The 25,189-nt window shown below is 69.0% G+C and carries 21 protein-coding genes; 15 read left to right on the plus strand and 6 right to left on the minus strand.

Features of this window, described 5'->3' with window-relative positions; all coding sequences use genetic code 11:
• The 7 genes from cyoB (at position 1) to BM004_RS09995 (ending at position 6,614) form a co-directional block, all read left to right on the plus strand.
• On the plus strand, positions 1-2,004 hold the full coding sequence (gene cyoB / locus BM004_RS09965) for a cytochrome o ubiquinol oxidase subunit I (RefSeq protein WP_093133371.1): 2,004 nt from the start codon (positions 1-3) through the stop codon (positions 2,002-2,004).
• Positions 1,997-2,656 (plus strand): cytochrome o ubiquinol oxidase subunit III, encoded by a 660-nt coding sequence (gene cyoC / locus BM004_RS09970; protein WP_093133504.1) that lies wholly within the window; start codon positions 1,997-1,999, stop codon positions 2,654-2,656. The genes cyoB and cyoC overlap by 8 nt, the downstream gene beginning before the upstream one ends.
• Positions 2,653-3,054 (plus strand): cytochrome o ubiquinol oxidase subunit IV, encoded by a 402-nt coding sequence (gene cyoD, locus BM004_RS09975; protein WP_093133369.1) that lies wholly within the window; start codon positions 2,653-2,655, stop codon positions 3,052-3,054. Before cyoC ends, cyoD begins: the two co-directional genes overlap by 4 nt.
• Entirely contained in the window at positions 3,054-3,869 is an 816-nt protein-coding gene (locus BM004_RS09980) for an SURF1 family protein (protein WP_093212884.1), read from the plus strand. The genes cyoD and BM004_RS09980 overlap by 1 nt, the downstream gene beginning before the upstream one ends.
• A complete protein-coding gene (locus BM004_RS09985) occupies positions 3,853-5,325 on the plus strand; it encodes an ATP-binding protein (protein ID WP_256219846.1) in 1,473 nt (490 codons plus the stop codon). The genes BM004_RS09980 and BM004_RS09985 overlap by 17 nt, the downstream gene beginning before the upstream one ends.
• On the plus strand, positions 5,306-5,851 hold the full coding sequence (locus BM004_RS09990; protein WP_093133365.1) for a response regulator transcription factor: 546 nt from the start codon (positions 5,306-5,308) through the stop codon (positions 5,849-5,851). The genes BM004_RS09985 and BM004_RS09990 overlap by 20 nt, the downstream gene beginning before the upstream one ends.
• A 76-nt stretch (positions 5,852-5,927) precedes the next feature.
• The gene (locus BM004_RS09995) at positions 5,928-6,614 is read left to right on the plus strand and encodes a PAQR family membrane homeostasis protein TrhA (RefSeq protein ID WP_093133363.1); all 687 of its coding nucleotides are present in this window, start codon (positions 5,928-5,930) and stop codon (positions 6,612-6,614) included.
• 37 nt (positions 6,615-6,651) lie between these two features.
• Here BM004_RS09995 and BM004_RS10000 read toward each other — a convergent pair whose 3' ends face one another.
• Genes BM004_RS10000 through BM004_RS10010 form a run of 3 tightly spaced genes read right to left on the minus strand, consistent with a single transcriptional unit; the run spans position 6,652 to position 8,609 of the window.
• The gene (locus BM004_RS10000; protein WP_093133361.1) at positions 6,652-6,876 is read right to left on the minus strand and encodes a SlyX family protein; all 225 of its coding nucleotides are present in this window, start codon (positions 6,874-6,876) and stop codon (positions 6,652-6,654) included.
• A 55-nt stretch (positions 6,877-6,931) separates the two neighbouring features.
• The gene (locus BM004_RS10005; protein WP_093212886.1) at positions 6,932-7,828 is read right to left on the minus strand and encodes an SDR family NAD(P)-dependent oxidoreductase; all 897 of its coding nucleotides are present in this window, start codon (positions 7,826-7,828) and stop codon (positions 6,932-6,934) included.
• A gap of 37 nt (positions 7,829-7,865) precedes the next feature.
• Positions 7,866-8,609 (minus strand): SDR family oxidoreductase, encoded by a 744-nt coding sequence (locus BM004_RS10010; protein ID WP_093212888.1) that lies wholly within the window; start codon positions 8,607-8,609, stop codon positions 7,866-7,868.
• A gap of 125 nt (positions 8,610-8,734) precedes the next feature.
• Between BM004_RS10010 and BM004_RS10015 the strand changes: the two genes are divergently transcribed.
• Positions 8,735-9,628, plus strand: coding sequence for a LysR family transcriptional regulator (locus BM004_RS10015; RefSeq protein ID WP_093212890.1), 894 nt, complete (start codon positions 8,735-8,737; stop codon positions 9,626-9,628).
• Positions 9,629-9,634: 6 nt separating this feature from the next.
• Here the strand turns inward: BM004_RS10015 and BM004_RS10020 are convergent, their stop codons facing one another.
• Positions 9,635-11,158, minus strand: a complete 1,524-nt coding sequence (locus tag BM004_RS10020; RefSeq protein WP_093212892.1) for an MFS transporter — start codon at positions 11,156-11,158, stop codon at positions 9,635-9,637.
• A 108-nt stretch (positions 11,159-11,266) separates the two neighbouring features.
• Between BM004_RS10020 and BM004_RS10025 the strand changes: the two genes are divergently transcribed.
• Entirely contained in the window at positions 11,267-12,205 is a 939-nt protein-coding gene (locus BM004_RS10025) for a LysR family transcriptional regulator (RefSeq protein WP_093212894.1), read from the plus strand.
• Between the two features lie 195 nt (positions 12,206-12,400).
• Here BM004_RS10025 and BM004_RS10030 read toward each other — a convergent pair whose 3' ends face one another.
• Positions 12,401-14,308 carry an AAA family ATPase gene (locus BM004_RS10030; RefSeq protein ID WP_256219847.1) on the minus strand — a complete coding sequence of 636 codons (1,908 nt, stop codon included), beginning with the start codon at positions 14,306-14,308 and terminating at the stop codon, positions 12,401-12,403.
• A 154-nt stretch (positions 14,309-14,462) separates the two neighbouring features.
• Positions 14,463-16,979 (minus strand): ABC transporter permease, encoded by a 2,517-nt coding sequence (locus BM004_RS10035; RefSeq protein WP_093133349.1) that lies wholly within the window; start codon positions 16,977-16,979, stop codon positions 14,463-14,465.
• 223 nt (positions 16,980-17,202) lie between these two features.
• Here BM004_RS10035 and BM004_RS10040 point away from each other — a divergent pair, with 223 nt between their 5' ends.
• From BM004_RS10040 to selA, 6 genes are all read left to right on the plus strand, one after another.
• On the plus strand, positions 17,203-17,517 hold the full coding sequence (locus BM004_RS10040) for a hypothetical protein (protein ID WP_093212896.1): 315 nt from the start codon (positions 17,203-17,205) through the stop codon (positions 17,515-17,517).
• A gap of 94 nt (positions 17,518-17,611) precedes the next feature.
• Positions 17,612-20,689, plus strand: coding sequence for a formate dehydrogenase-N subunit alpha (fdnG, locus tag BM004_RS10050; RefSeq protein WP_143072423.1), 3,078 nt, complete (start codon positions 17,612-17,614; stop codon positions 20,687-20,689).
• 186 nt (positions 20,690-20,875) lie between these two features.
• Positions 20,876-21,856 (plus strand): formate dehydrogenase subunit beta, encoded by a 981-nt coding sequence (fdxH, locus tag BM004_RS10060; RefSeq protein WP_093212902.1) that lies wholly within the window; start codon positions 20,876-20,878, stop codon positions 21,854-21,856.
• Positions 21,857-21,866: 10 nt separating this feature from the next.
• Positions 21,867-22,490 (plus strand): formate dehydrogenase subunit gamma, encoded by a 624-nt coding sequence (locus BM004_RS10065; protein ID WP_093133337.1) that lies wholly within the window; start codon positions 21,867-21,869, stop codon positions 22,488-22,490.
• Positions 22,491-22,673: 183 nt separating this feature from the next.
• Positions 22,674-23,699, plus strand: a complete 1,026-nt coding sequence (fdhE, locus tag BM004_RS10070; RefSeq protein WP_093212904.1) for a formate dehydrogenase accessory protein FdhE — start codon at positions 22,674-22,676, stop codon at positions 23,697-23,699.
• Entirely contained in the window at positions 23,699-25,147 is a 1,449-nt protein-coding gene (gene selA / locus BM004_RS10075) for an L-seryl-tRNA(Sec) selenium transferase (protein ID WP_093212906.1), read from the plus strand. Before fdhE ends, selA begins: the two co-directional genes overlap by 1 nt.
• Positions 25,148-25,189 lie beyond the last annotated feature (42 nt).

Here is a 25,189-nt window from a genome sequence, read left to right on the forward strand (position 1 = left end):
ATGCTCGAACACCTCGACCTCACGAAGCTGGTCTTCGGCCGCCTCTCCTGGGAGGCGATTCCCTTCCATGAGCCCATCCTGCTTGCCACCTTCGGCGGCGTGGTGCTGGGCGGCATCGCCGTCCTCATCGCCCTGACCTACTTCAAGCTCTGGGGCCCCCTGTGGCGTGACTGGATCACCAGCATCGACCACAAGAAGATCGGCATCATGTACATCATCCTGGGCCTGGTGATGCTGCTGCGCGGCTTTGCCGACGCGCTGATGATGCGCGCCCAGCAGGCGATGGCCTTCGGCGACAACGCCGGCTTCCTGCCGCCGCACCACTACGACCAGGTCTTCACCGCCCACGGCGTGATCATGATCTTCTTCGTGGCCATGCCGCTGGTCACGGGCCTCATGAACTTCGTGGTGCCGCTGCAGATCGGCGCGCGCGACGTGGCCTTCCCGTTCCTGAACAACTTCAGCTTCTGGATGACCACCTTCGGCGCCGGCCTCGTGATGGCCTCGCTGTTCGTGGGCGAGTTCGCCAAGACCGGCTGGCTCGCGTACCCGCCGCTGTCGGGCATCATCTTCAGCCCCGACGTGGGGGTCGACTACTACATATGGTCGTTGCAGATAGCGGGGGTAGGCACCCTGCTCTCCGGCGTGAACCTGCTGGCCACCATCGTGAAGATGCGCGCGCCCGGCATGACCATGATGAAGATGCCCGTCTTCACGTGGACCGCCCTGTGCACCAACGTGCTGATCGTCGCAGCCTTCCCGGTCCTGACCGCCGTGCTGGCCCTGCTGTCGCTCGACCGCTACGTCGGCACCAACTTCTTCACGAACGACATGGGCGGCAACGCCATGATGTACGTGAACCTGATCTGGATCTGGGGCCACCCCGAGGTGTACATCCTGATCCTGCCGGCCTTCGGCATCTTCTCGGAAGTGGTCTCGACCTTCTCCGGCAAGCGCCTGTTCGGCTACGCCTCGATGGTGTACGCCACGGTCGTGATCACGATCCTGTCGTACCTCGTGTGGCTGCACCACTTCTTCACCATGGGCTCCGGCGCCAGCGTGAACTCGTTCTTCGGCATCACGACCATGATCATCTCGATCCCCACGGGGGCGAAGATCTTCAACTGGCTCTTCACCATGTACCGCGGCCGGATCCGTTTCGAGCTGCCCATGATGTGGACCATCGGCTTCATGATCACCTTCGTGTTCGGCGGCATGACCGGCGTGCTGCTGGCGGTGCCCCCGGCCGACTTCGTGCTGCACAACAGCCTGTTCCTGATCGCCCACTTCCACAACGTGATCATCGGCGGCGTGCTGTTCGGCATGCTGGCCGGCATCACCTACTGGTTCCCGAAGGCCTTCGGCTACAAGCTCGACCCGTTCTGGGGCAAGTGCTCGTTCTGGTTCTGGATCGTCGGTTTCTGGACCGCCTTCATGCCGCTGTACGTGCTCGGCCTGATGGGCGTCACGCGCCGCATGAGCCACTTCCAGGACATGTCGCTGCAGATCTGGTTCCAGGTTGCCGCCTTCGGCGCCGTGCTGATCGCGCTGGGCATCGGCTGCTTCATCATCCAGCTGGTGGTGAGCTACATCCGCCGCGACTCGCTGCGCGACACCACGGGCGACCCGTGGGACGGCCGCACGCTGGAATGGTCGACCTCGTCGCCGCCGCCGGCCTACAACTTCGCGTTCACCCCGCGCATCCATGACAACGACGCCTGGTCGGACATGAAGGCCCGCGGCTACCAGCGCGCGCTGGACGGCTTCAGCCCGATCCACATGCCCAAGAACACGGCCGCCGGTTTCATCATCGCGGCGCTGAGCGCGGTGCTCGGCTTCGCCATGATCTGGCAGATGTGGCTGCTGGCCGGCGTGAGCTTCGTTGCCATGCTCGTCGCCATCATCGTCCACACCTTCAACTACAAGCGCGACTACCACATCCCCACGGATGAAGTCGTTCGCACCGAAGACGCGCGCACGCGCCTCCTGGCTGCCCATGTCTAACAGTACCGCCCTCCCCTCCCACACGAACACCGTGGGCAACGCCTCGAGCGTGCCCACCTTCGAGCTGTTCAACGTCCGCAACGAAGACCACCATCCGGAGAACGGGACCCTGCTGGGGTTCTGGCTCTACCTGATGAGCGACTGCCTGATCTTCGCGTGCCTGTTCGCGGTGTACGGCGTGCTGGGCCGCAGCTACGCGGCCGGTCCCTCGGGCGCCGACCTGTTCGACCTGCCGCTGGTGGCGATGAACACCTCGCTGCTGCTGCTGTCGTCCATCACGTATGGCTTCGCCATGCTCGAGATGCAGCGCAGGCGCATGCGCGGCGTGCTGGTCTGGCTGGCCATCACCGGCCTGCTGGGCGCGGGCTTCATCGGCCTGGAGCTGTATGAGTTCGCGCACCTGATCCACGAAGGCGCCGGCCCGCAACGCAGCGCGTTCCTGTCGTCGTTCTTCGCGCTGGTGGGCACCCACGGCCTGCACGTGACCTTCGGCATCGTCTGGCTCATCGTGCTGATGGTCCAGCTGCCCAAGCACGGCTTCACCGCTGCCAACCGCCGCCGCCTGATGTGCCTGTCGATGTTCTGGCACTTTCTGGACGTGGTCTGGATCGGCGTCTTCACCTTCGTGTACCTGATGGGATCGCTGCAATGAGCGCGCATATCGACACCGCCGGCCACGGCGCACACGGCCATGACGACCACGGCCACGACGACGGCCCCGTGAGCCACAGCACCTTCAAGGGCTACATGACCGGCTTCGTGCTGGCCGTGATCCTCACCGCCATTCCGTTCTGGCTGGTGATGGCCAAGGTGTTCGACAAGCCGAACACCACCGCCCTGGTGATCCTGGCCTTCGCCGTGGTGCAGATCGTGGTGCACATGGTGTACTTCCTGCACATGGACGCCAAGTCCGAAGGCGGCTGGAACCTGCTGGCGCTGATCTTCACCATCGTCGTCGTGGTCATCACGCTGGCCGGCTCGCTGTGGGTCATGTATCACATGAACACCAACATGATGCCGTCCATGCACGACATGAAGAACATGCCCTGATGGCGGCAGCAGTCCGCCAGCGTTCAGCCGCCGCGCGGGTGGCGCTGGCGGTCTGCGCCGTCCTCGCCTTTGCCGGCTTCGCCGCGCTGGGCACCTGGCAGGTCGAGCGCCGCGCCTGGAAGCTCGATCTCATCGCCCGCGTCGAACAACGCGTGCACGCCCCGGCCTCCGCGCCGCCCGGGCGAACCGAATGGCCCACCGTCAACGCGGCCAACGACGAATACCGGCATGTCCGCCTTGCCGGCACTTTCCTCCACGACAAGGAAGCCCTGGTCCAGGCCAGCACCCGTCTCGGTGCCGGCTTCTGGGTGCTGACCCCGCTGCGCACCGCCGACGGCAGCGTGGTGATGGTCAACCGCGGCTTCGTGCCGCCCGAGGCGCGCGAGCGCTCCGCGCGCACCGCCGCCGAGCCCCAGGGCGAAGTTGCCGTCGCCGGCCTGTTGCGCCTGAGCGAACCCAAGGGCGGCTTCCTGCGCAAGAACGACCCTGCCGCCGACCGCTGGTTCTCGCGCGACGTGCAGGCCATTGCGCAGGCGCGCGGGCTCACGGATGTCGCGCCCTACTTCGTGGACGCGGAAGCGAGCCCGGCGGCTTCTCCGGCCGCGAATGCAGCCGCCGCATCCAGCGCATCCGACACCCCCGCCTGGCCCGCCGGCGGCCTGACGGTCATCGCCTTCCCCAACAGCCACCTGGTCTACGCCCTCACGTGGTACGGCCTGGCGCTCATGGTGCTCATTGCCGCCTGGTTCGTGCGGCGCGGCGAAAATGCGGCGCATGCCGACACCCGCCGCACCGAAGATGCCCGCCGCCACTGAGGCGGTCGCGGGGGAGCTGCACGCCCCCCGCGCCGGGGTCGCCAGCCTGGACAACGCCACCGGTCACCAGAACATGCAGCAGCTGATCCAGCTGCGCTGGTTCGCGGTGGTCGGGCAGGTGGCCACCATCCTGGTGGTGCACTACGGCTTCGACATCCGGCTGCCGCTGGACCACATGCTGCAGGTGCTGACCTGCCTGGCGCTGTTCAACATGGTGAGCCTGCTGCGCTCGCGCAACCACCGGCGCGTGACCAACGGCGAACTGTTCCTCGCGCTGCTGGTCGACGTGGCCACGCTCACGGCCCAGCTCTACCTGAGCGGCGGCGCGACCAACCCCTTCGTGTTCCTGTTCCTGCTGCAGGTGACGCTGGGCGCGGTGCTGCTCAAGCCCTGGTCGACCTGGACCATCGTGGTCATCACCAGCATCTGCTTTGCCGGACTGGCGCTGTTCTCGCGCCCGCTCGCGCTGCCGCTGGACCACCAGCGCGGCCTGTCGAGCCCCTACGTGCAGGGCATGCTGGTGTGCTTCGCGCTGAACGCCGCGCTGCTGGTGATCTTCATCACCCGCATCAGCCGCAACCTGCGCGCGCGCGACGCCCGCCTGGCCGACCTGCGCCAGCGCGCCTCCGAGGAAGAACACATCGTTCGCATGGGCCTGCTGGCCTCCGGCGCCGCGCACGAACTGGGCACGCCGCTGGCCACGCTGGCGGTGATCCTGGGCGACTGGCGCCGGCTGCCGCACTTCAACTCCGACCCCGAGCTGCTGACCGAGGTGGCCGAGATGGAGCTGCAGATCCAGCGCTGCAAGAGCATCGTGAGCGGCATCCTGCTGTCGGCCGGCGAGGCGCGCGGCGAGTCGTCCGAGGAGACCACCGTCAGCACCTTCCTGGACGACCTGATCGTGGAATGGCGCACCACCCGCCCGGTGGAAGACTTCGAGTATGACAACCGCTTTGGCCGGGACCTGCCCATGGTCTCCGACTCGGCGCTCAAGCAGATGATCTGCAACGTGCTCGACAATGCGCTGGAGGCGTCGCCGCACTGGCTGCGCCTGGAGGCGGCGCACGACGCCGACGCGCTGACGATCACCGTCACCGACGCGGGCCCCGGCTTCCTGCCGGGCATCCTGAAGGAGTTCGGCAAACCCTACCAGTCGAGCAAGGGCCGCCCCGGCGGCGGCCTGGGGCTGTTCCTGGTCGTGAACGTGGCGCGCACGGTGGGCGGCCGCGTGGCGGCGGGCAACCGGCCCGAGGGCGGCGCGGTCGTGAAGATCACGCTGCCGCTGGCGGCCATCGTGCTGGAAGAGGACGAAGCCGACGAGGACCTCGAAGAGGACTTGAAGGACGGCCTGAAGGACGGCCTGAAGGACGGCATGAACGAAGAATTCGAAGGGGAGCGCAAGCTCCCCGGCAGCGAGACCATCGAAACGGAAGCCCATGAGCGAAACCGGAGCTGAACGCCAGTTGCTGATCGTCGAGGACGACGACGCCTTCGCGCGCACGCTCGGGCGCTCGTTCGAGCGCCGCGGCTATGCCGTGGCGCAGGCGGGCAACCTCGCCGAGGTCGAGGCGCTGCTGGCCTCCCTGTCGCCGGGCTTCGCCGTGGTCGACCTGAAACTCAACGGCGAGGCCTCGGGCCTGGCCTGCGTGCAGATGCTGCACCGGCACAACCCCAAGATGCTGATCGTGGTGCTCACGGGCTTCGCCAGCATCGCCACCGCGGTGGAAGCCATCAAGCTGGGCGCCTGCCACTACCTGGCCAAGCCGTCGAACACCGACGACATCGAGGCCGCCTTCGGCCGCGCCACCGGCACCACCGAGGTGGAGCTGACCAACCGCTCCACGTCGATCAAGACGCTCGAATGGGAGCGCATCCACGAGACGCTGGCCGAGACCGGCTTCAACATCTCGGAGACCGCGCGCAGGCTCGGCATGCACCGGCGCACGCTGGCACGCAAGCTGGGCAAGCAGCAGGTCAAGTAAGCTGGGCGGGCACGGTGCGCTTCTTGCAAGCCCGCCATGGCATCCACCGCATTCACCGCACTTGCATGAGGTACCGATGACCGCTCGTTCGCAGACGCAAGCTTCGCCCCGCACCTCCGTCCTGGCCGCGCGCGACCAGACGGCGATGGAAGAACTCTTCAACGCCTTGAGCCACGGCCTGGGCCTGGCGCTGGCCATTGCCGCGCTGCCCATCCTGGTCTACAGCGCGGTGCACAAGGGCCAGGCCGCGGGCGTGGTCGGTGCGTGCCTGTTCGCGGGCACGGCCATCGTGCTGTACCTGATCTCCACGCTGTACCACGCGCTGCCCATGGGCCGCGCCAAGGCCTGGTTCAACCGGCTGGACCACGCGGCCATCTACCTGTTCATCGCGGGCAGCTACATGCCCTTCTTGTTCGGCGTGCTGCGCGGGCCGCTGGGGTGGACGCTGTTCGGCGCCATCTGCGCGGCGGCCGCGCTGGGCGTGAGCGCCAAGCTGTTCAACAGGCTGCAGCATCCGCTGTGGTCCACCGGCCTTTACGTGGCGATGGGCTGGATGGCGCTGATGGCCGCCGTGCCGCTGTACGAGCGCATGTCGGCGGCGGGCCTGGGCTGGCTGGTGGCCGGCGGGCTGTTCTACACGGCCGGCGCGGTGGTGTTCCTGTTCGACAACAAGGTGCGCTACGCCCATTCGGTGTGGCACCTGTTCGTGCTGGCGGGCAGCACCTGCCACTTCTTCGCGGTGCTCTGGCACTCGCACGGCTGAGTTCGCACGGCTGAATTCGCACAGCCGGGCGACCTCTTCAATAGTGCGGCGGCAACTCGTCGCGCGGGTTGCTTCCCGAGCCGTCCTGCATCGCGTTCTGGCTCTGCTCTCTCAGCTGCGTGACCTGCACGATCAGCCGGTCGATCTGCTGCTGCTGGCGGTAGATCGTCATGTTGAGCTGGTCCAGCAGGTCTTCGGCATAGCTCGACTTGATCTCGAGTTCGGTCACGCGTTCGGCCAGGGCGTCGGGTTGGTTTTCCATGGCGCTATTGGACAGGAAGACCGACCCGCTTTTTGTGACGCCTTGCCCGGCTCGCTCAGCGCCGCACCTTCGCCTCGAGCAGGTCGCCCATGCCGATGCGCTTCGCGAACGCGATGCGCACGCGCTCCGACACCTCGAACACCTCGGCGGCGCCGTCGCCCACGAAATCGATCAGCGAGCGCATCGGCCGCGTGCCCGTGGGCAGGCCCACGATGCGCACGATCTCGTCGGCCACGGCCTGCGGGTCGGCGTTGTCGGGCGTGAGTGCCGACAGGCGATCGCCGATCTGGTCCATCACGCCGTCGTAGCGGGCGTAGGCGGCGGCGGTGGCCGCGTCGGCCGGCTTGCCCGCGCTCGGAAAATGGTCGGTGCCCCGGGTGAAGGCGCCCGGCACGACGATGGACGTCTCGATGCCGAAGCGCGCGATCTCGTAGGCCAGCGTCACCGCCAGCGAATCCATCGCGGCCTTGGCCGCGCCGTACGGCCCCATGAACGGCGGAAAGCCGCCCTTGGTGGTGGTGCTGCCGATCCACAGCATCAGCCCCGACTCCTGCTTGCGCAGGTAGGGCAGCACCGCGCGGTTCACGCGCTGCGCGCCGAGCACGTTGGTGTCGAACACCTTGGCGATTTCGTCGGGGGTGAACGCCTCGGTGGGGCCGACCACCAGGTGGCCGGCGTTCTGCATCACCACGTCGAGGTGGCCCTGCTCGCGCACGACGGTCGCGGCGGCGGCGTCGGCCGATGCCTGCGAGAGCACGTCGAGTTCGAGCGGGTGCAGCTGGATGTTCCTCGCCGCGGCGAGCGCGCGCAGTTCGGCGGCACGGCCCGCGTTGCGGCCCGCGATGTCGCGCATCGACGCGTAGACGACGTGGCCCGCCTCCGCCAGCGATTGCGCGCTGAGCTTGCCGATGCCGGTGCCCGCGCCGGTGACGAGGATGATCTGCTTTGGCATGTGTGTTCTCCGTGTGTCGGGTTGCGCCGGCGCGGCCTCAGGCGATGCCGCCGTTGGCGCGCAGGACCTGGCCGTTGATCCAGCCCGCGTCGGGGCCCGCAAGGAACGACACCACCGAGGCGATGTCCCCGGGCTGGCCCAGGCGCTGCAGCGGCGGCATCCTGGCGAAGGTCTGGATCTGCTCCTCGGTCTTGCCGTCCAGGAACAGCGAGGTGGCGATCGGGCCCGGCGCCACGGCGTTCACCGTGATGTCGCGGCCGCGCAGCTCCTTGGCGAACACGTGCGTGAAAGCCTCGACCGCCGCCTTGGTGGCGTTGTAGATCGCATAGCCCGGCATGTTCAGCGCCAGCGTGGTGCTCGAGAAGTTGACGATGCGCCCGCCGTCGTTCAGGCGCGTGGCGGCTTCGCGCAGCGTGTTGAAGGTGCCGCGCACGTTGACGTCGAAGCTCTGGTCGTACAGCGCGTCGGTGTGCGCGGCCAGCGGCGCCACCTTGAGCACGCCGGCGTTGTTGACGAGCACGTCGGCCTTGCCGAGCTGCGCCTCGACCGTGTCGAACAGGGCGCGCACCTCGTCGGCCTTCGACACATCGGCCTTCACCGCGATGGCCCTGGCGCCGGCGGCCTGCAGCTCGGCGACCAACGCCTCGGCCTGCGCCGGGCTGGCGGCGTAGTTGACGGCAACGGCGAAACCGTCCCTGGCGAGGCGCTGCGCGACGGCGGCGCCGATGCCGCGCGACGCGCCAGTGACGATGGCGACCTGGGAGTTCGTGGGCTTGTTCATGGCTGTGTTTCCTTTGCAGTGGTGAGTGGGTGGAACGAATGATCGATCGTTCCGCTGCAAAGATAATCAGCCGCATATCGCCATTACCATTCCATTTACTTCAACAATAAATTCAGGCATCGCCCATGGACCGCTTCCAGGAAATGCAGGCCTTCGTGCGCATCGCCGAGCGCCAGAGCTTCACGCAGGCGTCGGAAGACCTGCAGATTCCGCGCGCCACCGTCACCAACCTGATCAAGCGCGTCGAGCAACGCATCGGCACACGCCTGCTCGAGCGCACCACGCGCACCGTGCGCCTCACGCAGGACGGCGAGGCCTACTACCGCCGCTGCGTGCGGCTGCTGGCCGACGTCGAGGAAGCCGAAGGCCTGTTTCGCGACGAGGCGCCCAAGGGCCTGCTGCGCGTGAACCTGCAGGGCACGCTGGCGCGGAACTTCGTGGTGCCCGCGCTGCCCGCCTTTCTGGCGCGCTACCCCGAGCTGGAACTGCACATCGGCGAGGACGACCGGCTGGTGGACCTGGTGCGCGAAGGCGTCGACTGCGTGCTGCGCGCGGGCAACCTGCAGGACTCGTCGATGGTCGCGCGGCGCGTGGCGCTGCTGGCGCAGGTGACGGTCGCGAGCCCGGCCTACCTGGCGGCGCACGGCGAGCCCCGGAGCGTGGAGGCGCTGGCCGCGCACCGCGCCGTCAACTACATCTCGAGCGCCACGGGCAAGGCGGTGCCGCTCGAATTCACGGTGGAGGGCCGCGTGACGACGGTGCAACTGGGCGGCATCGTGTCGGTCACCGGCGCCGACCTGTACACCGGCGCGGCCGTCGCGGGCCTCGGGCTGGTGCAGGTGCCGCGCTACCGCGTGGCCGGCGAACTGGCCGACGGCCGGCTGCAGGTGCTGCTGCCCGGGTTCGCGCCGCCGCCGATGCCGGTGTCGGTGCTGTATTCGCAGAACCGCCAGCTGTCGTCGCGCGTGCGTGTGTTCACGCAGTGGCTGCGCGACATCTTCGAGCCGGCCGGAGCCTGAGCCCTTTCAGCGGGCGGGCGACTCCAGCGCCACGGCGGCTTCTTCAGGTTCCGGTTCATGCGCCGGCGCCTCGCCGCGCAGGAACACGAACACCACCAGCGCCGTCAGCACGGTCACGCCGGCCAGCACGCACAGCAGCGTGCCGAAGGCCGCGCCGTAGGCCTGCAGCAGCGCCGCGCGGTCCACGCCGGGCAGCAGGGCCAGCGCCTGCGACAGGTCGCCGGTGGTCACGCGCTGCGCGGCCTGCGATGCCGATGCCGAAGGCCCCAGCCGCGCCGCAACCAGCGCCGTCAGGCCCGCGCCCACCAGCGCCAGCGCGATCCCCTCGCCCGCCACGCGCACGGTGTTGAAGATGCCCGAGGCCATGCCCGCGCGCTCGCGCGGCACCACGCTCACGGCAAGCCCGTCCATCAGGCCCCAGGGCAGGCCGATGCCCGCGCCGATCAGCAGCAGCGCGCCCGCCAGCTCGTGCAGCGGCGCGCCCGGCGCGCAGCGGCCGAGCCAGCACAGGCCGGCCGCGCACACCAGCAGCCCCGCCGCGGAAATCACGCCCGCCGAGAAGCGGTGCGCCAGCGAGGCCGCCAGCGTGGGCACGATGAGGATCGGCCCCGACAGCGCGAACATGAAGCTGCCCGCCTCCAGCGCGCTGCGCCCTTCCAGCCCGATGAAGCGGATCGGCAGCAGCACCAGCAGCACGACGAAGCCATAGGCCGGCGCGGCGGCCAGCAGTTGCACGCCGACGAAGCGCGGAATGCGCAACAGCGACAGGTCGAGCATCGGGTGCGCCACGCGCCGCTCGATGGCAATGAAGGCCGCGCCCATCAGCACCGCACCCGCGAGCGCGCCTACGACCCACGGGCTGCCCCAGCCGCTGTCGGGCGCCTGCAGCACACCGAGCGTCAGCAGGCTCAGCGCGGCGGTGAAGCTGACGGTGCCCGGCAGGTCGAGCCCCATCGCCTGCGGGTTGCGCGACTCGCGCATGACGGGCGCGGCGATGCACAGCGCCGCGAGGCTCACCGCGCCGGGGCTCAGCATCACGGCCTGCCAACCGAAGGTCTCGGCCAGCCAGCCCGAAAGAATGGCGCCGCACGACAGCCCCACGCCGAACGAGGTGCCGATCAGGCTGAACGCCCGCGTGCGCGCCGTGCCGTCGAACACCTGCGCCAGCGCCGCCGTGCCCGCCGCGAAGGCCGCGGCCGAGCCCAGCCCCTGCAGCGCGCGCGCCAGGTCGAAGGCCACGATGCCGGGCGCCAGCGTCAGCAGCGCGCTGCTCAGCGCCACCACCGCAAGGCCCTGCAGGAACACGCGCTTGCGCCCGTAGGCATCGGCCAGCGCGCCGGCGGCCATCAGCGTGGCGCCGAAGCTCAGCATGAAGGCGTTGGTCACCCAGTTGAGCTGCACCGGGCTGCCGCCCAGCGCGCCGTGGATGGCGGGCAGCACCACCGCCGGGCCGGTGAAGCTCAACGGCATGCCCAGCGCGGCCAGGCAGACGGCGGCGAGCAGCCAGTTCTTGGAAGAAGTCGAGGACATCGGGGGTTTCGCACAAAGGAAGAAGCGGGAGCACGAAGATAAAAAGGATTCAATGAAAGAAGAATGGCACCATTGATCCTCAGACCCCCAACCCAAGGTTGCCAATCCATGGACAGTTTCAGCGGACTCGAATCCTTCGTGCGCGCGGCGGACCTGTTGAGCTTCGCCAAGGCCGGCCGGTTGCTGGGCATCTCGGCGTCGGCGGTGGGCAAGAACGTCGCGCGGCTCGAGCAGCAGCTCGGCGTGCGCCTGTTCAACCGCACCACGCGCCACACGCGGCTCACCCAGGAAGGCGCGATGTTCCACGAGCGCTGCCGCCGCATCCTCGACGAGCTGGACGACGCGCGGGCCATGATGCAGGACGCCGTGGCCGCGCCGCGCGGCCGCCTGCGCGTGAGCCTGCCGACCATCGGCTACCGATTCCTGCTGCCGGTGTTGCCGGCCTTCAAGGCGCGCTACCCCGAGATCGAGCTCGACCTCGACTTCAACGACCGGCTGGTCGACGTGATCGCCGAGGGTGTCGACGTGGCCATCCGCAGCGGCGACCTCGTCGACTCGCAACTGATCGCGCGGCGCCTCGGCCCGTTCCAGTTCGTGCTGGTGGCCTCGCCGGCCTACCTGGCGCGCCACGGCGTGCCCCAGGTGCCGGGCGACCTGGCGCGCCACGCCTGCCTGCGCTACAAGTTCGCCACCGGCGGCAAGGTCGAGGAATGGGACCTGCCCGGCCTGCCCGAGCAGTTGCCGCCCGGCCTGCTGTGCAACAACATGGAAGCGATGCTGGGCGCCGCCATCGCCGGCCTCGGCGTGGCCTACATGCCCGACTTCCTGGCGCGCGATTCGCTGGGCCGCGGCGAGCTGCAGCGCGTGCTGGCCACGCACCTGGCGCGGCAGGGACAGTTCTCCGCGCTGTGGCCGTCGAGCCGCCAGCTGTCGCCGAAGGTGCGGGCGTTCGTGGACTTCGCGGGGGAGCACATGTTCAGGGAAGAAGACATCGCGGCATCCGCGGCGACGCCATCAAGCGCTTTTCCGAAGCCGGCGCGCGCCTGACCCTCGCGGGGAACGGCGATGCCCAGCGCACGGGGCGCGCGCTCTTCTCAAGGTCCTCGCGCTCGGCGACGATGAGATCGCGCGGCGCTGCTTTCAGTCTGCAGCCGGTGGGTTCGCCGACCTGAAAAGCCTGCCCATGCGCCGCTGGGTCAGCGCCGCATGAGTCGGGCCAGTCGCGAGCGCGGCCCTTGGCTCCTACGCGGCCTGCGTGAGTTCGTCGCCCGCCTGTTCGGCGACAGTGCTGACAGGCGCCTCTTCGGACTTGGCGCTTTCCGCGATCACGGGCTTCGAGGGTTCCGGCTCGATGGCGATCGCGGCTGCGACGACAGGCGCCACTTCCGCGGGCTTGGCGCTCTCCTCAGCTTCCGCTTTCACGGGCTCCGGCTGCTCCACCGGCACAGGTGCTGCGGCGGGGGCCGCAACCGGCGCTGCAACAGGTGCTGCCGCCGCGGCAACGGGCGCCGCTTCAACAGGCTTCGCGCTCTCGACGACCACCGGCTTGGCAGCCTCGACCTTCGCGGTTGCCGGCGCGGCAGCAGGCGCGGCAACGGCAGGCGCCACCGTCACCGCCACTTCCGCGGCCTTGGCCACCTTGGCAGGCTTCACCCCGTCCGCGGCCACCGTCTTCGCGGCGGCAGCCGGCTTCGTCGCCTCCGCCTTCACCGCCGCCACGGGCTTCGCGGCCTCGGCCTTCACCGGCTCGCTCTGCGCAACCCGGCTCAGCGCCAGCGCGGCCTTCAGCGGGAACAGCGTGCGCTCGTCGCCCTGCGCCGTGTTGCTCACCGTGGTGCCGTGGCTCTCGTCCAGGCTGGCGGTGCGCACCGCGTCCAGCCGGTGCGTGGGCACCATGAACGGCGAGTGCGTGGTGTAGAGGATCTGGTTGCCGAAGTCGGCCTCGAAATGCGCCAGCAGGTCGGCCTGCGAGTGCGCGTGCAGGTGCAGGCCCGGCTCGTCCAGCAGCAGCACGGCATCTTCCGCACCGCCGCCCTGCGTGTCGGCAAAGAAGGTGACGTAGAACGAGAAGAACCACTGGAAGCCGCGGCTGCGCTCGTCCAGGTTCACTTCGACCTCGTAGGCCTCGCCGGCGTCCGACACCAGCGTGTCCAGGTGCTGTCCGTCGAGGTTGAAGCGCACCTTCAGCGGGCGGTCCTTCCACAGGCGGCGAATTTCGGCCGTCACCACCGAGCCGGCGCGGTTGACCAGCTGGTTGCGCGTGGCCAGGTCGTTCTTCTCCAGCAGGCCCTGCAGTTGCCGCGGGTCGAGCCCCGCCACCTTGCACAGCTTGCCGAAGCTCTGCTGCGCGGGCGTGAGCTGCCCCCAGCCCTGGCGGCCCAGGTACTCGGCGATGTTCTGGCGGCCCGGCAGCGCGGGGTATTCGTCCACATAGATGAAGCGCGGCAGCTTCTCGAGCACCCAGGCCCGCGCACGCGCGAGCGCCGGTTCGTCGTTGGCGATGGACCGCGCCTGTTCCTCCAGCTCGGCCAGCATCTGGTCCTGCTTGTCGCTGAGCTCGGCGTCGGCCGCGGCCAGCGCCTTGCGCAGCGCCTGCATGGCCTGCACCGCGCCGGCCGACCACTTGACGTGGTCGGGACTCATGATCATCGCGGCGTCGAAGGTGTCGGCCTCCTGCTCGAGCGCGGCGCGCGCTTCCTCGGCCACCTTCTCGGCGGCGGCCTTCACGGCCGGCACGATCTTGCGGACCTTGCCCTTGATGTCGCTCACGTCGAGCGACAGCGGCGCGAGGCCTTCGAGCCCGGCCGAGCGCGTGGCGGCATAGCCCCGGCTCGCGGTGACGTGGCGCACGCCGGCCGCGCGCGGCAGGATCTCGGCCAGCGCGGCCTGTTCGCTGTCGTCCAGGCGCCAGCGCGTGAACACGACCGGCGTGTCGGCGGTGCACGCTTCCAGGCGGCGGTGGCGCGGAAAGTCCTTGATGGGGCTGAGTTCGACCAGGCCTTCCGCCGGGTTCAGGCTGTGGAGTGCGCGCAGCAGGTTCGATTTGCCGCTGTCATTTCGACCGAGGATCGCCGTGATCTGCGAGGAATCGATGAGGCCGCTGTCGTTGATCGAGCGAAAGTTGGTGATCTGGAATGACGCCAAGCGCATGCAGGAATTTCTCTTCTGAATTGAATACGGGGTCGGGGAATGTATTGCATCCCCGACCCCGTCTTGCCGATGACAGAAGAAAAAAACCTGCGCCTTGTTCTGCGCCCTGTTCCATACCCTGTTCCGTGCCCTGTTTCTCGCCTTATTTCGCGCCTTATTCCGCCGCGCGCCGCAGCGTGTCCACCACCGGCCGGCGCAGCACGTCGCGCAGCCCCCACCAGCCGGCGCCCAACGCCAGCACCGCGCCGGCCAGCGCACCGGCCAGCGGCACCACGGGCGACGCGGTCCAGGTGAACTCGAACACGTAGCGCGCCAGCGCCCAGCCGATGGCCGAGGCCACGATGCTCGCGAGGAAGCCCGCGAGCAGGCCGACGCCCGCCAGCTCGGCGCGCTGCACCTGGCGCAGCAGGCTGGCACGCGCGCCCACCGCGCGCATCACCGCGAACTCGCGCGCGCGCTCCTCGCGCGTGGCCGTCACCGCGGCGAACAGCACCACGAGGCCGGCGGCCAGCGTGAAGCCGAACAAGAACTCCACCGCGCGAATCACCTGGTCGAGCACGCGCTGCACCTGGTTGATGGTGGCGCTCATGTCCACGTTGGTCACGTTCGGGTAGCTGCGCACCAGCGCGTTGTCGAAGCCGCGCGTCTCGGGCGCGCGGAAGGCGCCCATGTAGGTGGTGGGCACGTCGGCCAGCGAGGCCACCGTGTACATCACGAAGAAGTTGGCGTGCAGCGAGCCCCAGTCGACCTTGCGCAGCGAGGTGATGCGCGCGTCGTTCTGCATGCCGCCGATGTCGAAGCGCAGCGAGTCGCCCAGCTTCAGGCCCAGCGTCTCGGCCAGGCCCTCTTCCACGCTCACCTCGCCCTTGGCGTCGGGCGTCCACTTGCCGGCCGTGATGCTGTTGTGTTCGGGCGCCTGCACGCTGTTGCTCAGGTTGAACTCGCGGTCGACCAGGCGCTTGGCGCGGTCTTCGGCGTAGTCGTCGGGCGTCACCGGCTTGTCGTTGATGGCGATCAGCCGGCCGCGGATCATCGGGTACCAGTCGAACTTGCCCACGCCCGCGTCGCGCAGCGACTTCTGGAAGGCCTCGCTCTGGTCGGGCATGACGTTGATGACGAAGCGGTTCGGCGCATCGGGCGGCGTGGCCTTGCGCCAGCTCGCCACGAGGTCTGTGCGCAGCAGCACCAGCAGCACCAGCGCCAGCAGGCCCACCGACAGCGCGCTGACCTGCACCACCGCATAGGCCGGCCGCGCCGAGATCTGCCGCGTGGCCAGCACCAGCCAGCGCGGCGCGGTGGTCTCGTTCACGCTGCGGCGCAGCACCTTCACCGCCAGCCAGCTCAGCAGCGCGAACACGGCCACCGCGCCCGCGAAGCCGCCGACCGCGATCAAGCCCAGCTTGATGTCGCTGCTCGCCGCCATCAGCAAGGCCGCGAAGCCCGCCACGCCGATGCCCAGCACCGCCAGCGACGCCGGCTTGAGCCCGCCCACGTCGCGCCGGATCACGCGCAGCGGCGGCACCTTGGCCAGTTGCAGCACCGGCGGCAGGCCGAAGGCGAACAGCAGCGTCAGCCCCATGCCCAGGCCGAAGGCCACGGGCCACAGCGTGGCGGCCGGCAGCGCGGTTTCGACCAGCCCCGCCAGCAGCAGCACGAACGCGTAGTGCACCCCGAAGCCGATGGCCACGCCCAGCCCGCTGGCCACGATGCCGATCACCGCGAACTCGAAGGCATAGGCCGCGGCGATGGTGCGCTGGCTCTGGCCGAGCACGCGCAGCATCGCGCAGTCGTCCAGGTGGCTGGCCGCGAAGCCGCGCGCGGCCAGCGCCACGGCCACCGCCGACAGCAGCGCGGCGAGCAGCGCCACCAGGCTCAGGAATTTCTCCGCGCGGTCGAGCGTCTGGCGCATCTCGGGGCGGCCGCCCTCGAAGGAGTCGAGCCGCACGCCGCGCTGGTCGCCCTTCTTGAGCGTGGCATCGGCCCAGTCGGTGAAGCGCTTCACCGCCGCGTCGTTGCCAGCCACCGCATAGCGGTAGCCCACGCGGCTGGCCGGCTGCACGAGCCCGGTGCGCGCCACATCGGCCTGGTTGAGCATCACGCGCGGCGAGAAGCTCATGAAGCCGGCGCCGCGGTCGGGCTCCAGCGTGATCACGCGGCCCACGCGCAGGCTGGTGTCGCCCAGCAGCAGCGGGTCGCCCACCTTCAGGCCGAGCGAGTCGAGCAGCGAGGCGTCGACCCACACCTCGCCCGCGGGCGGAATGTCGCGCGTGACCGCGCCGGCGCCCTCGAGCGTGGCCGAGGTCTGCAGGCTGCCGCGCAGCGGGTAGCCCGCGGTCACGGCCTTCAGTGCCACCAGCTTGCTGGCGCCGCCTTGCGCGTCGTCGGCGCGCGCCATGGTCGGGAAGCCGTAGGTGCCGGTGCCTTGCAGGCCCAGCGATTTCGCCTGCGCCACGAAGGCTTCGGGTGTCGGGTTGTCGCTGACCACCACCGCGTCGCCGCCCAGCAGTTGGCGCGCATCGCGCTTCAGGCCGCCCTGCAGGCGGTCGGCGAAGAAGCCGACGGCGGTGAGCGCGGCCACGGCCAGCACCACGGCAACGATCAAGAGGCGCAGCTCGCCGGCACGCAGGTCGCGCCAGAGCGTGCGCCAGCCAAGGCGGAGGGAGGCATTCATGGCCGCGACGATAGCCCACAGGCCCGCGCACGGCGGGATTCAAGGGTTATTGCGGGGTCATTGGCCACCGATTGCAGGTGTTGGCCTACTTGATCGCATCCGGTCGCTGTCGCATGATCCGAAAAAACACCCCGGTGCGCCGATCAGGCATTTCCTGCCGGTCGCATCGGGGGAAGCAAAAACATTCCACTATCTGACCGTCCTTTCCCCCGAAGGAGTGTCGATGCCGAGATGTCAGCGCCTGCCAATCCTGGGCCTCTGCCTGGGCCTCGGCGTGCTGTTGAGCGCCTGCGACCCCAAGCCGGCGGCCAACACAGTGCCGAGCGCATCGAGCGCGCCTGCCGCCGCCCCTTCGGGCGCCAGCCCGGCCGGCATCAAGCCCGCCGACTCCGGCGACAAGGTCGAATCTTCCGCTGAGCACAAGGGCCCTTCCGAAGGCGGCACGGCCGTCGGCGGCATGAGCGGGCCGAACGGCGGCAGCAGCTCCGGCGGCGCGGCACCCGCGCCCAGCGGCGGCGACGGCACGGCGCCCAAGTAGCGCGCGGCACAGCGACTCGCCAGAACCAGTTTCCCCACGCAAAGAAGAAGCACCCGATGAAACACCCCACTTCAGCGCTGCAGGAGGTTGTGTCATGGACATGAACCGCCGGCAATTCTTCCGCGTCAGCAGCGCGGGGCTGGTCGGTTCCAGCATCGTGGCGCTCGGCTTCTCGCCGACCGCCGCGCTGGCCGAGGCCCGCAACTTCAAGCTCGCGCGCACCACCGAGACGCGCAACACCTGCCCCTACTGCTCGGTGGGCTGCGGGCTCATCATGTACAGCCTGGGCGACAAGGCAAAGAACGTGGTGTCCGACATCCTCCACATCGAGGGCGACGCCGACCACCCCGTGAACCGCGGCACGCTGTGCCCCAAGGGCGCGGGCCTGCTGGACTTCGTGCACAGCCCCAACCGCCTGAAGTACCCCGAGGTGCGCGAGGCCGGCGGCACCGAGTGGAAGCGCATCGGCTGGGACGACGCGCTCGACCGCATCGCCAAGCTGCTCAAGACCGACCGCGACGCCAACTTCCAGACCACCAACGCCGAAGGCAAGACGGTGAACCGCTGGACCAGCTCCGGCATGCTGTGCGCCTCGGCCTCCTCCAACGAAACGGGCTATATCACCCACAAGGCATTCCGCTCGACCGGAATGCTGGTGTTCGACAACCAGGCACGCGTTTGACACGGACCGACGGTGGCCAGTCTGGCCCCGACGTTCGGCAGAGGCGCAATGACCAACCACTGGCAGGACATCCAGAACGCGGATGTCGTGCTGATCATGGGCGGCAACGCGGCCGAAGCGCATCCGTGCGGCTTCAAGTGGGTCATCGAGGCCAAGAAGCAGAACAAGGCACGCCTGGTGGTGGTCGACCCGCGCTTCACGCGCTCGGCCGCCATGGCCGACTACTACGCCCCGGTGCGCGCGGGCTCGGACATCGCGTTCCTCGCGGGGGTCGTCAACTACCTGCTGGGCAACGAGAAGATCCAGACGGAGTACGTGCGCAACTACACCAACGCGCCGTTCATCGTCGGGCCCGACTACAGGTTCGAGGACGGCCTGTTCAGCGGCTACAACGCCGAGAAGCGCAACTACGACCCCAAGTCGTGGAACTACGCGCTCGACGAACAGGGCATGGCCAAGGTCGACATGACCATGCAGGACCCGCAGTGCGTGCTGCAGGTCATGAAGCGCCACTATGCGCGCTACACGCCCGAGATGGTGAGCCGCATCACGGGCACGCCGCAGGACAAGTTCCTGAAGGTGTGCGAGTACATCGCGAGCACCAGCGTGCCCACGCGCACCATGACCATCATGTACGCGCTGGGCTGGACGCAGCACAGCCAGGGCTCGCAGATGATCCGCACAGGCGCCATCGTGCAGCTGCTGCTGGGCAACATCGGCGTGGCGGGCGGCGGCATGAACGCGCTGCGCGGGCACAGCAACATCCAGGGCCTGACCGACCTGGGGCTGCTGTCGAACTCGCTGCCGGGCTACATGTCGCTGGCGCGTGACGGCGAGCAGACGCTGGACGACTACTACAAGACCCGCGCGCTGAAGCCGCTGCGGCCCAACCAGATGAGCTACTGGCAGAACTACCCGAAGTTCTTCGTCAGCATGCAGAAGTCGTGGTGGGGCGACGCGGCCACGGCGCAGAACGACTGGGCCTTTCACTACCTGCCCAAGATCGACAAGCTCTACGACGTGCTGCAGGCCTTCGAGCTGATGAACCTCGGCAAGCTCAACGGCTATATCTGCCAGGGCTTCAACCCGGTGGGCTCGTTCCCCGACAAGAAGAAGATCGTCGACGGGCTGTCCAAGCTCAAGTTTCTCGTCACCATCGACCCGCTGGTGACCGAGACCAGCGAGTTCTGGCGCAACTTCGGCGAGTTCAACGACGTCAAGACCGCCGACATCCAGACCACGGTCTTCCGCCTGCCCTCGACCTGCTTCGCGGAGGAAGACGGCTCGCTCACCAACTCCAGCCGCTGGCTGCAGTGGCACTGGAAGGGCGCCGAGCCGCCGGGCGAGGCCAAGGGCGACATCGAGATCGTGGCGAGCCTGTTCAACCGGCTGCGCGCGGCGTACGCGAAGGACGGCGGCGCGTTCCCCGACCCGATCGTCAAGCTCACCTGGCCCTACAAGATTCCCGACTCGCCTTCGGCCCAGGAGCTGGCGATGGAATACAACGGCCGCGCGCTCACCGACCTGCTCGATGCGAAGGACCCGAGCAAGCCGCCGAGCGCCAAGGCCGGCGAGCAGCTGTCGGGCTTCGGCCTGCTGCGCGACGACGGCAGCACCGCCAGCGGCTGCTGGATCTATTCCGGCGCATGGACGCAGGCCGGCAACCAGATGGCCCGGCGCGACAACGCCGACCCGTACGGCATCGGCATGGTGCAGAACTGGGCGTGGGCCTGGCCCGCGAACCGGCGCATTCTGTACAACGGCGCCTCCACCGACCCGGCCACCGGCAAGCCCTGGATCGCCAGGCGCGGGCTGGTCGCGTGGAACGGCAAGCAATGGACCGGCGCGGACGTGCCCGACATCCGGCCCGACGCCAACCCGATCGAAGCCGAGGCCGTGCGCCCGTTCATCATGACGGCCGAGGGCGTGGCGCGGCTGTTCGCGCCCACCGGCATGGCCGAGGGGCCGCTGCCCGAGCACTACGAGCCCTTCGAGTCGCCGCTGGTGAACAACCTCATGCACCCGAACAACGCGGTGGCGCGCGCCAACCCCGCGGCGCGCATCTTCAAGGGCGACCTCGAGCGGCTCGGCGTGCCGGCGGACTTCCCGTACGTGGCCACCAGCTACCGCCTGACCGAGCACTTCCACTACTGGACGAAGAACGTGCGCACCTCGGCCATCATCCAGCCGCAGCAGTTCGTCGAGATCGGCGAGGAGCTGGCCAAGGAGAAGGGCATTGCCAACGGCGAGATCGTGAAGGTGTCGAGCAAGCGCGGCTACATCAAGGCCGTGGCGCTGGTCACCAAGCGCATCGTCGGGCTGCAGGTGGACGGGCGCACCGTGCACACGGTGGGGCTGCCCAACCACTGGGGCTTCGTGGGCGTGGCCAAGCCGGGCTACCTGGTGAACACGCTCACGCCGTTCGTGGGCGATGCGAACACGCAGACGCCGGAGTACAAGTCGTTCACGGTGAACATCGAGAAGGCATGACATGAAGTTCAACCCCATGCATGCACACAGCGCTGCCCTGACTTGCCCCCTCTCCCGCTCGCGGGAGAGGGCTGGGGTGAGGGCCGACGGCGATGGAACAGCCGATGTCGCCTGCAAGGCCGCCGCCCTCACCCTGACCCTCTCCCCGCAAGGGGAGAGGGAACAAAACACAACGCGGAGCCGCTGATGTCCTCCCTCCAAACCCTCGACATCGCCGCCCGCTCGGCCACCACCACGCCGTCGCCCGACATCCGCCACCGCCCGCAGGTGCAGCAGGTGGCGAAGCTGATCGACGTCTCGACCTGCATCGGCTGCAAGGCCTGCCAGGTCGCGTGCATGCAATGGAACGACCTGCGCGACGAGGTCGGCACCACGCACGGCACCTACGACAACCCGGTCGACCTCACGCCCGCCTCATGGACGGTGATGAAGTTCTCCGAAGTCGAGCCCGAGGCCGGCAAGCTCGAATGGCTGATCCGCAAGGACGGCTGCATGCACTGCGACGACCCGGGCTGCCTGAAGTCGTGCCCCTCGCCGGGCGCCATCGTCAAGTACGCCAACGGCATCGTCGACTTCATCAGCGAGCATTGCGTGGGCTGCGGCAACTGCGTCACCGGCTGCCCCTTCGACGTGCCGCGCATCAGCAAGGCCGACAACAAGGCCTACAAGTGCTCGCTGTGCTCCGACCGCGTGGGCGTGGGCCTGGAGCCGGCCTGCGTCAAGGCCTGCCCCACCGGCGCGCTGCACTTCGGCACCAAGGAAGACATGCACGAGTACGCCTCGGAGCGCATCGTCGACCTGAAGGAGCGCGGCTTTGCCAACGCCGGCGTGTACGACCCCGCCGGCGTGGGCGGCACGCACGTCATGTACGTGCTGCAGCACGCCGACCGGCCGGGCCTGTACGCCGGCCTGCCGAAGGACCCGCACATCAGCCCGCTGGTGTCGCTGTGGAAGGGCGTGGCCAAGCCGCTGGCCATGGTCGCGATGATCGGCGCGGTGGTCGGCAGCTTCTTCCACTACATGAAGACCGGACCGATCGAGCCGAAGGACGACCACCCCGGCGCCGACCTCGACGGCCGGCCCGACGACGTGGTGGTGATCGAGCAACCGCCGCCGCCTTCTTCGTCGTCCCCGTCGCGCCCGTTGCCCCCGGCGCCCCGTGCATGAGGAGAACGCGATGACACGCTACTACCTTCGCCGCTACCGCGACGCCACGCGCATGAACCACTGGTTCGTGGCGATCATGTTCTTCGCGGCCGCGCTCTCGGGCCTGGCCTTCTTCCACCCCGCGCTGTTCTTCCTGAGCACGCTGTTCGGCGGCGGGCCGTGGACGCGCATCCTGCATCCGTTCATGGGGCTGCTGATGGTGTTCGGCTTCGTGTTCCTGTTCTTCACGATGTGGCGCGAGAACGTCTTCGACCGCGTCGACCGCGAATGGATCGCCAACGCGCCGAAGATGCTCAAGGGCGACAAGTCGAGCATGCCGCCGGTGGGCAAGTACAACGCCGGGCAGAAGCTGGTGTTCTGGGCCTTCGGCGTCAGCCTGCTGCTGCTGTTCGTCACCGGCTTCATGTTCTGGAGCCCGTGGTTCGTCGGCTTCTTCCCGATTCTTGTGCGGCGCATCGCGGTGGTCGTGCATTCGGTCTCCGCGGTGGTGCTGATCCTGTCGGTCATCACGCACATCTATGCGGCGATCTGGGTCAAGGGCACGATGCGCGCCATGACGCGGGGCACCGTGACCGAAGGCTGGGCCAAGCTCAACCATCCCCTGTGGCACCGGAAGATGACGCGCGGTGAGTAGCGCCTGCGGCTCTTTCTCCCTCGCCTCCCGGTCTTTCTCCCTCGCCTCCCGGCGGAGGGCCGGGGTGGGGGCACGACGGCCTGCGCGCTGCAACGGCGCTGGTTGGGCACTGCCCCATTCCCGGCCTTCCCCCAGAGGGGGAACGAGCATGACAAAACACCAGATCGCTGTAGAGTGGACGCAATGAACAGCCCTTCCGGCGCCTCACCGCTGCGCACCACGCGCGTCCTCGATCCCGAGCAGATCGCGATGCAGGCCGGACGGCAGATGCCCTTCCTGCGCTTGCCGGTTCGCTCGCTCGTGTTCTCCGACCGGCAGTTGCGGCTGCGCCAGCTCGCAGCCTCGCACCCGATGCGCGAGTACCTGGTCTTCATCGCCGACCTCGCGCAGGCGCAGCACCAGGTGCTGCAGGACTACGCGGCCGTGGCGCTCCCCGAATCCGAGGCGCTCGAAGCCGCGTCCAAGGTGCTGAAGCCGCCGATGCCCGCGTTCGGCTGGACGCGCGATGCCGTGTGGCTGCAGGAACTGCGCCGCCTGCTCGCCCTCTTCCGCGTTCGGCTGGCGGCAGGCCCCGCGCGCGACACGCTCGACCGCGTGGTGGCGCAAGACGACGCGTGGATCGAACAGCAGGCAGACCGCCTTTCGCGCCGCATCATGTTCGGGCTCGACATGGCAGCGGCGCCTTTGATCGCCGCCGGCCTCCAGGCCTACTGGACGCAGCTCGTGCTTCGCGTGGCCGAGCGCGACGGCGAGAACATCTTCGGTCGCACCGACCCCGGCACCGAATGCCCCTGCTGCGCCAGCGCGCCCACCGTGAGCATCACGCGCATCGGGGCCGACGAAGCGGGCTTTCGCTACCTGCACTGCTCGCTGTGCAGCACCGAGTGGCACTACGTGCGCATCAAGTGCACGCACTGCGAGAGCACCAAGGGCATCCACTTCGAATCGCTGTCGCCGCAACCGGGCGTGGCGCTGCCAGGCACCGGCGCACGCGAGGGCGCGGTCAAGGCCGAGTGCTGCGACAGCTGCGGCCACTACCTCAAGCAGGTCGCGATGGAGAAAGACCCCGAGGTCGAGCCCGTGGCCGACGACCTTGCCAGCGTCACGCTCGACCTGCTGGTTTCCGAAGCCGGTCACCAGCGCAGCGGCCACAACCTGATGCTGCTGTTCGGCGACCCCGAGATTTCCGACGACGGCGGAGGCGGCTGATGGCAGCGCCCGAAGAGTCCGTGGTCCACGGCTCGACGGCAAGGCCCCAGGATCTGCCTTCTGTCGATCAACTGCTGCGCCTCGCCGTGCCGGGCGCCCTGCTGGCCGAGCACGGCCACACGCTGGTGGTGAAAGAGGCGCGTGCCTTGCTCGAGGGGCTGCGCGCGCAGGCGGTGGCGGGCAAGCTGGCCGCCGCCGACGTGCAGCATGACGCCCTCGGCCACGCCCTGGCCGCGCGCGTGCAGGCCCGCCTCGCGCCACGCATGCGCGCCGTGCTGAACCTCACCGGCACCGTGATCCACACCAACCTGGGCCGCGCGCTGCTGGCCGATGCGGCGCTGCAGCGGCTGCTCGCGGTGATGACCTCGCCCAACAACCTCGAGTACGACCTGGCCACCGGCAGCCGCGGCGACCGCGATTCGCTGGTCGAGGAGCTGCTGTGCGGCATCACGGGCGCACAGGCCGCCACGGTGGTCAACAACAACGCGGCCGCCGTGCTGCTGACCATCGCGGCACTGGCGCGCGACCGCGAAGTGATCGTCTCGCGCGGCGAACTGGTCGAGATCGGCGGCGCCTTCCGCATGCCCGACGTGATGGCCAGCGCTGGCGCGCGCATGGTCGAGGTCGGCACCACCAACCGCACGCACCCGCAGGACTACGAGCGCGCCATCAACGAGCACACCGCGCTGGTGATGAAGGTGCACACCAGCAACTACGCCGTGCAGGGCTTCACCGCCGCGGTCGACGAAGCCACGCTCGCCGGCATCGCGCATGCGCGCGGCGTGCCGCTGGCCACCGACCTGGGCAGCGGCTCGCTGGTCGACCTGGCGCACTACGGCCTGCCGCGCGAGCCCCTGCCGCAGGAGATGCTGGCCGCCGGTTGCGACGTGGTCACCTTCTCGGGCGACAAGCTGCTGGGCGGTCCGCAGGCCGGACTGATCGTGGGCAGCAAGGCCGCGGTCGGGCGCATCCGCAAGTTCCCGATGAAGCGCGCGCTGCGCATGAGCAAGCTGCCGCTGGCCGCGCTGGAAGCCACGCTGTCGCTGTACCTGCGGCCGGAGCGGCTCGCCAGGGATCTGCCCACGCTGCGCCTGCTGACGCGGCCGGCCGACGCGATCCGCGAGATGGCCCTGGCGCTGCAAGCCCCGGTGCAGGCGGCGGTGGCGCCGCGCTTCACGGTCGAAGTCGTCTCGCTGCTCGGGCAGATCGGCTCGGGCTCGCTGCCCGTCGAACGCCTGCCCTCGGCCGGCCTTGCGCTCGCACCGGCGGGCACGTCGAAGAAGGGCCTGGGCACCGCGCTCGATGCGCTGGCCACCGCATTGCGCGGCCTGCCGCTGCCGGTGATCGGCCGCATCGCGGAAGACCGCCTGCTGCTCGACCTGCGCTGCCTCGAAGACAGCACCGAATTCGTGGCGCAACTGCCGTTGCTGCGCGAGCGCCTGCAATGACGCCCACCTGCCTCCCTCGTATTTCTCCCTCCCCCTCTGGGG

It is taken from the genome of Variovorax sp. OK212 (assembly GCF_900112425.1).
In the GTDB taxonomy this organism is placed as follows: Bacteria; Pseudomonadota; Gammaproteobacteria; order Burkholderiales; family Burkholderiaceae_C; genus Variovorax.

Coding starts and splice junctions, on each gene's coding strand:
- cyoB (WP_093133371.1), top strand. CDS start 1: ATGCTCGAACACCTCGACCTCACGAAGCTGGTCTTCGGCCGCCTCTCC.
- cyoC (WP_093133504.1), top strand. CDS start 1,997: ATGTCTAACAGTACCGCCCTCCCCTCCCACACGAACACCGTGGGCAAC.
- cyoD (WP_093133369.1), top strand. CDS start 2,653: ATGAGCGCGCATATCGACACCGCCGGCCACGGCGCACACGGCCATGAC.
- BM004_RS09980 (WP_093212884.1), top strand. CDS start 3,054: ATGGCGGCAGCAGTCCGCCAGCGTTCAGCCGCCGCGCGGGTGGCGCTG.
- BM004_RS09985 (WP_256219846.1), top strand. CDS start 3,853: ATGCCCGCCGCCACTGAGGCGGTCGCGGGGGAGCTGCACGCCCCCCGC.
- BM004_RS09990 (WP_093133365.1), top strand. CDS start 5,306: ATGAGCGAAACCGGAGCTGAACGCCAGTTGCTGATCGTCGAGGACGAC.
- BM004_RS09995 (WP_093133363.1), top strand. CDS start 5,928: ATGACCGCTCGTTCGCAGACGCAAGCTTCGCCCCGCACCTCCGTCCTG.
- BM004_RS10000 (WP_093133361.1), bottom strand. CDS start 6,876: ATGGAAAACCAACCCGACGCCCTGGCCGAACGCGTGACCGAACTCGAG.
- BM004_RS10005 (WP_093212886.1), bottom strand. CDS start 7,828: ATGCCAAAGCAGATCATCCTCGTCACCGGCGCGGGCACCGGCATCGGC.
- BM004_RS10010 (WP_093212888.1), bottom strand. CDS start 8,609: ATGAACAAGCCCACGAACTCCCAGGTCGCCATCGTCACTGGCGCGTCG.
- BM004_RS10015 (WP_093212890.1), top strand. CDS start 8,735: ATGGACCGCTTCCAGGAAATGCAGGCCTTCGTGCGCATCGCCGAGCGC.
- BM004_RS10020 (WP_093212892.1), bottom strand. CDS start 11,158: ATGTCCTCGACTTCTTCCAAGAACTGGCTGCTCGCCGCCGTCTGCCTG.
- BM004_RS10025 (WP_093212894.1), top strand. CDS start 11,267: ATGGACAGTTTCAGCGGACTCGAATCCTTCGTGCGCGCGGCGGACCTG.
- BM004_RS10030 (WP_256219847.1), bottom strand. CDS start 14,308: ATGCGCTTGGCGTCATTCCAGATCACCAACTTTCGCTCGATCAACGAC.
- BM004_RS10035 (WP_093133349.1), bottom strand. CDS start 16,979: ATGAATGCCTCCCTCCGCCTTGGCTGGCGCACGCTCTGGCGCGACCTG.
- BM004_RS10040 (WP_093212896.1), top strand. CDS start 17,203: ATGCCGAGATGTCAGCGCCTGCCAATCCTGGGCCTCTGCCTGGGCCTC.
- fdxH (WP_093212902.1), top strand. CDS start 20,876: ATGTCCTCCCTCCAAACCCTCGACATCGCCGCCCGCTCGGCCACCACC.
- BM004_RS10065 (WP_093133337.1), top strand. CDS start 21,867: ATGACACGCTACTACCTTCGCCGCTACCGCGACGCCACGCGCATGAAC.
- fdhE (WP_093212904.1), top strand. CDS start 22,674: ATGAACAGCCCTTCCGGCGCCTCACCGCTGCGCACCACGCGCGTCCTC.
- selA (WP_093212906.1), top strand. CDS start 23,699: ATGGCAGCGCCCGAAGAGTCCGTGGTCCACGGCTCGACGGCAAGGCCC.